Below are 7,625 nucleotides of genomic sequence, written 5' to 3' on the forward strand. Positions count from 1 at the left end.
CTGCGTTTCACGGAATCGCAGATCGGCTCTAACGCATTGTTTTCACGCGTTTCCGAACGGCGAACCGGTTTCCACTTCGCCTGGAAACGCTATAGGCCACATCGCGCCCCGCAAGCCGCGCGACCGGTCTTCAGCCCGCCAGCGCCGCGTCGACGCGCTGGCGGATCTCGGCCAGGGTGAAGGGCTTGTTGACGACGCCGACGATGGCGCCCTCGAGCTCCGCGGCGCGCTCGCGCTGCTCGGCATAGCCGGTCATCAGCAGGATGCGCAGGCCGGGAAACGCGCGTCGCGCCGCGCGCGCCATCTCGATGCCGTCCATCACCGGCATGCGGATGTCGGACAGGACCAGGTCGTAGCCGCCGGCCGCCGTCTCGATGCGCTCCATCGCCTCGCCGCCGTCGGCCGCCTGGTCGACGTCGTGGCCGCTGGCGGCGAGCGCGCGGGCGGTGAAGGCGCGCACCGAATCGTCGTCCTCAACGATCAGCAGTCTGGCCATGTGCGATCCGTCTTCGTTGCCGGCGCCCGCCCGTCAGGCGTCGCCCGTGACGATGCCGACGAAGGGCAGCTCGCGGAAGGCGTGGGCGACGTCCATGCCGTAGCCGACCACGAAGTGGTCGGGGCACTCGAAGCCGACGAAATCGGCCTCGACGGCGGCCTGCCGGCGGCTGTGCTTGTCGAGCAGCACGACCACCGACACCGAGCGCGCGCCGCGCGACAGCATCAGGTCGCGCGTGTATTTCAGCGTCTTGCCGGATTCAAGGATGTCGTCGATCAGGATCAGATCGCGCCCGGCGACGGCGTTGTCGATGTCGCGCAGCACGCGGATCTCGCCGCTCGTCTGGCCGGCGCCGTAGCTCGAGATCATGATGAACTCGACCTCCGGCGAAATGCCCGCGTCGTGCATGGCGCGGATCAGGTCGGCGGCGAAGATGAAGGAGCCCTTGAGGACCGAGATCACCAGCAGGTCGTGATAGTCGCGCGCGGCGATCTCCTTGGCGAGCTCGAGATTGCGCTGGGCGATCGCCGAGGCGGAGTAGAGAACTTCGATCTGCTTGCCGCGCACAACCGGCATCACCGCCCCTTTTTCGCAAAACTGACCGAGACCGATTTCACACCCTCGCCGGCGACTTGCAAGCGGCTGGAAAAGGGGAAGCGGCCGCCCGGCGCCAGGCGGTGGCCGTTTGTCCCCAGGAAATAGCGCGTCGTGCGGCCGTCATGGCCGAGCACCTCGATCGACAGGTCGGGCAGGGCGCGGGCGCTGCCGCCCTCGTTGACCGCCGCACCGTCGACCAGCAGCAGCGCGCGCCCGGCGTGGCGTTCGACGCGCGTCTCAAGCTCGGCGATGGCAAGGCCGCGCGCCGGTGCGGCGCGCTCGACCGCCGGGCCGACCAGCGCGTGGCCGCCCGACATCCAGAAGGCGATCGCCACCGCCGACAGGCCGGCGGCCCAGAAGGCGGGACCGCCGCGCCGGCCGCGCCGTTCCGGCGGCGCGCCGGCAGCACTGCCGCCGCGGTCGCGGCGCAGCGTCTCCAGGCCGCGCGGCGGCGCGGCCGGGCCGGCTGCGGATGCGTGGACCGGTGCTGCGGGGCGGTCGGGCGAGCCGGGGGCCAGCGTCTCGTATTCGGCGTCGACCACGTCGGCGCGGTCTTGCGCCGCGCGCGCGGTCCCGGCCGCGCCGCCGGTCATGATTTCGCCGGAAACCGGTCGTGTGTCGCGGCTGTCGCTCATCGGCCGGGCGGTTCCTTTCGCCGTTCGCCTTTTCGGGCTAAGGCAAAATGGTTAAGGCTTCGCCACCGGCGGCGGCCGGGGCGCCGGTCTTGACGAACGGTTAACCACGATGGCCGCAGGATCGCACCGCCCGCCGCGGGCCGCACAGCCGCACTCAGGCAGGTTTATTTCCGACGTGATACGCTTCGAGAATGTGGGACTGCGCTACGGGATGGGGCCGGAGGTCCTGCGCGACATCTCGTTCCACCTGCCGGCGCGCTCCTTCCAGTTCCTCAGCGGTCCGTCGGGCGCCGGCAAGACGACGCTGCTGCGCCTCCTGTTCCTGTCGCTCAGGCCGACGCGCGGGCTGATCACCGTGTTCGGCAAGGACCGCGCCAGCATCACCCGGCGCGAGCTGCCGGTGCTGCGCCGGCGCATCGGCGTGGTGTTCCAGGACTTCCGCCTGCTCGACCACATGACGACCTACGAGAACGTGGCGCTGCCGCTCCGGGTGCGCGGCCGCGAGGAGGCGAGCTACCGCGACGACGTGACGGAGCTGCTCAAGTGGGTCGGCCTCGGCGACCGCATGCACGTGCTGCCGCCGGTGCTGTCGGGCGGCGAGAAGCAGCGCGTGGCGATCGCCCGGGCGCTGATCGAGCAGCCGCAGATCCTGCTCGCCGACGAGCCGACGGGCAATGTCGACCCACCGCTGGCGCGCCGGCTGCTGCGCCTGTTCATCGAGCTCAACCGGCTGGGCACAGCGGTGGTGATCGCCACGCACGACGTCGGCCTGATGGAGCAGGTCGACGCGCGCCGCATGATCCTCAACGAGGGGAGGCTCGAGGTCTATGACTGAGGCCGCGCCCGCCACCGCGCGCCCCAAGCCCGGGCCGGTGACGGCCCTGCGCGGCCGGGCCGGCCAGCGCCGGCGGCCGGCGCCGATCGTGCCGCCCGGCAGCATCGCCGCGCGCACGATGATCCTGGTCATCGCCATCATGACGTTCCTGTCCTGCCTGACGCTCGGCGCCGTCACGCTGGTGCGCGACACGGCGACGACCTGGCAGACGCAGATCGCGCGCGAGGCGACGATCCAGATCAAGCCGGGCGACGGCTTCGACATGGACGGCGCGCTCGCCGACGCGCAGCGCATCGCCGCCGGCTTTTCCGGCGTGCGCAACGTGACGATCGTCGACCGCGCGGCGACGGCGCGGCTGCTCGAGCCGTGGCTCGGCAGCGGCTTCGACCTCGACGAGCTGCCGGTGCCGCGGCTGGTCATCGTGACCATCGATCCCCAGGCGCCGCCGGACTTCGCCACGATGCGCGCGCAGATCGAGGCGGCGGTGCCCAACGCCAGCCTCGACGACCACCGCACCTGGGTCGACCGGCTGGTGGCCATGGCGCGCACCACCGTCACCTTCGGCGTCGCGGTGCTGGCGCTGATGCTGTCGGCCACGGCGCTGACGGTGATCTTCGCCACCCGCGGCGCGATGGCCGGCAACGGCCATGTGATCGAGGTGCTGCACTTCATCGGCGCGGAGGCGCGCTTCATCGCCGCCCAGTTCCGCCGCCACTTCCTGCTCGCCGGCATGAAGGGCGGGGCGGCCGGCGGCGCCGGCGCGGTGATCGTGTTCGTCGCCTTCTCCTGGTGGTCGTCGCGCAACCTGGCGACGCCGGAAGCCGACCAGGCGACGGCGCTGTTCGGCAACTTCGCGATCGGCGCGGCCGGCTATGTCGGGGTGCTGATGGTGGTGCTGGTGATCGCCGCGCTGACGGCGGCGACCTCGCATCTGACCGTGCTCGCCCATCTGCGCGACCTCGACATGCGCCAGGCGGACGACATCTGAGCCGCGCGTGTCTTCACGAATCGCGTTTTGCTGTAACCTATTGTGTCGAAGCGGCGCTGCGTCGACGAGACATCGCCGCATTTGGGCACTAACGGCAGAGTCATGAGGGCGTATTCGAGGCAGGTGGACTCGCCTTTGCGGCCGGGCCAGGACGGGCCGCGCAGCGCCGGCATCTTCAACCGGCTGCGCCTGCCGCTGGCTGCCGCGCTGGCGGCGGCATCGCTGTTCCTGTCGGGATTCGCCCTGTTCGCCGGGCATGTGAGCCGGCTGGCCGCGCCCGCGGAGCTGCGCCAGGCCGACGCCATCATCGTCTTGACCGGCGGCCATTCGCGGCTCGACGTGGCGGTCGACCTGCTGCGCGACGGCAAGGGGCGGCGGCTGCTCATCAGCGGCGTCAACCCGATCGCCGGGGCCGACGACCTGCGGCGGGCGACCGGCGGCGACGCCGGCCTGTTCGCCTGCTGCGTCGACATCGACCACGCCGCCACCGACACGGTGGGCAACGCCACCGAGAGCGCCAAGTGGGTGAGCGCCAACGCCTTCGGCAGCGTCATCCTGGTGACCAACAACTACCACATGCCGCGCAGCCTGATGGAGATGCGGCGCTACCTGCCGAGCGCCGAGCTGCAGCCCTATCCGGTGGTCAACCGGCGGCTCGACAACGGCGCCTGGCTGGCCAAGCCCGACGCGGTGCGCGTGATGTTCGTCGAATACGCCAAGTTTCTCGCCGCGCTGGCGCGCGGCGTCTTCGCCGCCGATGCGCCGCCGGGGGCGGTGACGGTGGTGCGCGCGGCCGAGCCGGCGGCCGAGTGAGGCGCCGGACGGTTTGCCTTTTCGGCGGCCTGGTGTAACCAACGGGCCGTTCCGTCTCGCAAGGCCGCGCCCATGCTCGCCGTCCGCTCCTTCGCCTTCAACGTGCTGTTCTATGTCAACCTGATCGCCCAGATGATCGTCTGGACGCCGCTCTACTTCGTGCTGCCGCGCAAGAAGGCGTGGTTCGTGCCCAAGGTGTGGGCGGCCTCCAGCCTGTGGCTGCAGAAGGTGGTGGCCGGCACGCGCAGCGAGATCACGGGACTGGAGAACCTGCCCGACGGGCCGTGCATCATCGCGCCCAAGCACCAGTCATTCTGGGACGCCATCGCCTTCCTGCCGAGCATCCCCGACGCGCTCTACATCCTCAAGCGCGAGCTGATGTGGATCCCGGTGTTCGGCTGGTACGTCGCCAAGATGCGGATGATCCCGATCGACCGCGGCAGCCGCTCCAAGGCGCTGAGAAAGGCGGTGGCGGTGGCGCGCGAGCGCATGCGCGACAATCGCCAGCTCATCATCTATCCCGAGGGGACGCGGCGGCCGCCCGGCGCCGAGCCGGCCTACAAGTACGGCATCGTCGAGCTCTACATGCAGCTCGGCGTGCCGGTCGTGCCGGTGGCGCATGCCGCCGGTCTGTACTGGCCGCGGCGGCGCTTCCTGCGCTTTCCCGGCACGATCCACGCCCGCTTCCTGCCGGCCATCGAGCCGGGGCTCGACCGCGAGACGTTCCAGACGCGGCTGATCTCGGAGACCGAGGCGGCCTGCGACGCGCTGCTGGTCGCCGCCGCGCGCTCGCCCAACCCGCCGCCGCTGCCGCCGACCGCGCGGCGGCGGCTCGCCGAGCTCGGCGTCGCCGTGCCGGACAAGGCGGCCGCGGCCTGAGGCCGCACGGGCGTCAGCCGGGGGCGGCGCCGGGGCCAGGCGCGATGCGCGCGGCGACCGCCTCGAGCCAGGGATCGCGGATGCCGAGCGCGCGCAGATGTGCCACCGTGTTGACCACGTACTCCTCGTTCGGACCCGACTGGCCGACGGCGCCGCTGACGCGGCCGACCGCCTGCTCGACGTCGAGCCGGCCGGCATACTGGTCGTGCGCCCGGTCGACGACGTAGCCGACCGCCGCCACCATGGCGCCGTCCTCCAGGCGCAGCGTCAGGCTGCGCTCGCGGTAGACGTTGGTCACCAATTCGCGGGCGCGCAGATAGGCGAGCGCCTCCTCGCGCAGCCCGCCCGGCACGCGGAAGGCGAGGCCGAGGCAGGAGCCGCCGCGGTCGAGCCCGAGCACCAGGCCCGGCCGCTCCGGCGTGCCGCGGTGGACGTGCGAGTGGACGCACAGCGCGCGGCGGAAGCCGTGCAGCCGCGCCTTGCGGGTCTCGGTGTGGGCGAAGCCCGGCCGCCACATCAGCGATCCGTAGCCAAAGACCCAAAAATCGTCCATATCGCCATGCCTGTTCGGGTCGGCGCCGCGGCCGCGGCGGCCTGTTCGGATCGGCGCCGCGGCGCCGGGCGCCCGGCAGGACGCGTGTCGCCTGCCGGAAAAGATCACGCGAAAACAGCGAGTTCGCTCATGCTGCCGATTTCGTCCGCGAGGCTCCGAGCTTCAAGCAGAGGCGTGCGATGACGTCAAGCCGACGGGGCTCGCGCTACAGCCGGCGCATCGTGGGACTGACCGGCGCGGTGCTGGTCGCCGTGCTCGTCTTCACCGCCGGCTGGTACTACGTTGCCGGGCGGCTCGAACGCACCGTCGAGGCGGCGCTGGCCGATCTCGGCGGCGATGCCCGGGCGGCGTGCCGCGATGCGCAGGTGCGCGGCTTCCCCTTCCGCATCGGCGTATTCTGCGACGGCGTCTCCTACGAAAACCCGGCACGCGCGGTGGCGGCGGAGGCCGGCGCGCTGCGCACGGCCGCGCAGATCTACCAGCCCACGCGGGTGGTCGCCGAGCTCGACGGGCCGGCGCGACTGGCGCTGCCCGGCCTGCCGCCGCTCGCCGTCGGCTGGCAGAGCCTGCGCGCCAGCGCCCGGCTGGCGCGGCCGCTGCCCGAACGCCTCTCGCTGGCCGGCAGCGCGCTGACGGTCGCGACGGCCGGCGACGGCGCGCGGCTTGCCGGCGCGGCGGGCGGCGAGCTGCATGCGCGGCCGGCCGGCGCCGATCTCGACCTTGCCGTGCGGCTCGACGGGCTGGCGCTCGCCGGCGGCGTGCTCGATGCCGCGCTGCCGCCGCTCGACGCCACGGCGACGCTGCGGGTGGCCGACGGGGCGGCCGATGCCGCCGCCCTGGCCGGCGGCCTGCCGGGAAGCCTGCGCGGCCGTTCGGCCGTCATCGAGGCGCTGACGGTGCGCACGGCCGACGCGGGCGCAGGCGACGCCGCGGCGACGGGGCTGACGCTGTCGGGGCCGGTGTCGCTGTCGCCCGAGGGGCTGCTCGACGCCGAGCTCAGCGTCACCGTCGACAACCCGCAGGCGCTGGCCGCGCTGCTGGCGCGCGCCCTGCCGGCGCAGCGCCAGGCGATCGAGACCGCCCTGTCGGGCATCGCGGCGCTGGGCGAGACGCCGCGCATCCCGGTGCGGATCGCGCGCGGCGAGGTCATCGTCGGGTTCTTCACCGTCGGCCGCATCCCGCCGCTTTGAGCGCTCGGGCGCGGCGGTCCGGCAAAGCAAAAGGGCGGCACGGGGCCGCCCTTTCCGTTCGAGACTGCGGCGGACCTCAGAAGTCCATGCCGCCCGGCATCGCCGGCGCGGCCTGCTCCTTCTTCGGCTTCTCGGCGACCATCGCCTCGGTGGTGACCAGCAGGCCGGCGACCGACGCGGCGTCCTCCAGCGCGGTGCGCACCACCTTGGCCGGGTCGATGACGCCCATCTTGAACAGGTCGCCATACTCGCCCGTCTGGGCGTTCCAGCCATGCCCGAAGGTGGCGTTCTCGCGCAGCTTGCCGACCACGATCGAGCCCTCGGCACCGGCGTTCTCGGCGATCTGGCGCACCGGCGCCTCGATGGCGCGGCGGATGATGTCGATGCCCACCTGCTGGTCGGCATTGGCACCCTTCAGCCCGTCGAGCGCGGCCGCCGCACGCAGCAGCGCGGTGCCGCCGCCGGGCAGGATGCCCTCCTCGACCGCTGCGCGGGTGGCGTGCAGCGCGTCGTCGACGCGGTCCTTGCGCTCCTTCACCTCGATCTCGGTGGCGCCGCCGACGCGGATCACCGCGACGCCGCCGGCCAGCTTGGCCAGCCGCTCCTGCAGCTTCTCGCGGTCGTAGTCGGAGGTCGTCT

At 72.4% G+C, this 7,625-nt stretch carries 10 protein-coding genes; 5 read left to right on the forward strand and 5 right to left on the reverse strand.

The features are described from left to right. Positions 1-130 precede the first annotated feature (130 nt). Genes N1F89_RS19835 through N1F89_RS19845 form a run of 3 tightly spaced genes read right to left on the reverse strand, consistent with a single transcriptional unit; the run spans position 131 to position 1,728 of the window. A complete protein-coding gene (locus tag N1F89_RS19835; RefSeq protein WP_290086184.1) occupies positions 131-496 on the reverse strand; it encodes a response regulator in 366 nt (121 codons plus the stop codon). A gap of 33 nt (positions 497-529) precedes the next feature. Continuing rightward, positions 530-1,072 (reverse strand): hypoxanthine phosphoribosyltransferase, encoded by a 543-nt coding sequence (hpt, locus tag N1F89_RS19840; RefSeq protein WP_290086185.1) that lies wholly within the window; start codon positions 1,070-1,072, stop codon positions 530-532. After that, positions 1,072-1,728 (reverse strand): hypothetical protein, encoded by a 657-nt coding sequence (locus N1F89_RS19845; RefSeq protein ID WP_290086186.1) that lies wholly within the window; start codon positions 1,726-1,728, stop codon positions 1,072-1,074. The genes hpt and N1F89_RS19845 overlap by 1 nt, the downstream gene beginning before the upstream one ends. Positions 1,729-1,903: 175 nt before the next feature. Here N1F89_RS19845 and ftsE point away from each other — a divergent pair, with 175 nt between their 5' ends. The 4 genes from ftsE (at position 1,904) to N1F89_RS19865 (ending at position 5,243) form a co-directional block, all read left to right on the forward strand. Then, the gene (gene ftsE, locus N1F89_RS19850) at positions 1,904-2,563 is read left to right on the forward strand and encodes a cell division ATP-binding protein FtsE (protein ID WP_290086187.1); all 660 of its coding nucleotides are present in this window, start codon (positions 1,904-1,906) and stop codon (positions 2,561-2,563) included. After that, positions 2,556-3,551, forward strand: coding sequence for an ABC transporter permease (locus N1F89_RS19855; protein ID WP_290086188.1), 996 nt, complete (start codon positions 2,556-2,558; stop codon positions 3,549-3,551). The genes ftsE and N1F89_RS19855 overlap by 8 nt, the downstream gene beginning before the upstream one ends. Before the next feature lie 183 nt (positions 3,552-3,734). After that, positions 3,735-4,364, forward strand: a complete 630-nt coding sequence (locus N1F89_RS19860; protein WP_290086193.1) for a YdcF family protein — start codon at positions 3,735-3,737, stop codon at positions 4,362-4,364. Between the two features lie 72 nt (positions 4,365-4,436). Further along, positions 4,437-5,243, forward strand: coding sequence for a 1-acyl-sn-glycerol-3-phosphate acyltransferase (locus N1F89_RS19865; protein WP_290086189.1), 807 nt, complete (start codon positions 4,437-4,439; stop codon positions 5,241-5,243). 13 nt (positions 5,244-5,256) lie between these two features. Here the strand turns inward: N1F89_RS19865 and N1F89_RS19870 are convergent, their stop codons facing one another. Beyond that, positions 5,257-5,796, reverse strand: coding sequence for a gamma-glutamylcyclotransferase (locus N1F89_RS19870; RefSeq protein ID WP_290086190.1), 540 nt, complete (start codon positions 5,794-5,796; stop codon positions 5,257-5,259). A gap of 179 nt (positions 5,797-5,975) precedes the next feature. Between N1F89_RS19870 and N1F89_RS19875 the strand changes: the two genes are divergently transcribed. Continuing rightward, positions 5,976-6,986, forward strand: coding sequence for a DUF2125 domain-containing protein (locus tag N1F89_RS19875; RefSeq protein WP_290086191.1), 1,011 nt, complete (start codon positions 5,976-5,978; stop codon positions 6,984-6,986). A gap of 76 nt (positions 6,987-7,062) precedes the next feature. Here N1F89_RS19875 and N1F89_RS19880 read toward each other — a convergent pair. Beyond that, positions 7,063-7,625 (reverse strand): TCP-1/cpn60 chaperonin family protein (locus tag N1F89_RS19880; RefSeq protein WP_290086192.1); only part of this gene is annotated, 563 nt, incomplete at its 5' end.

Origin of the sequence: Aquibium sp. A9E412 (assembly GCF_030398335.1) — a bacterium.
GTDB lineage: Bacteria > Pseudomonadota > Alphaproteobacteria > Rhizobiales > Rhizobiaceae > A9E412.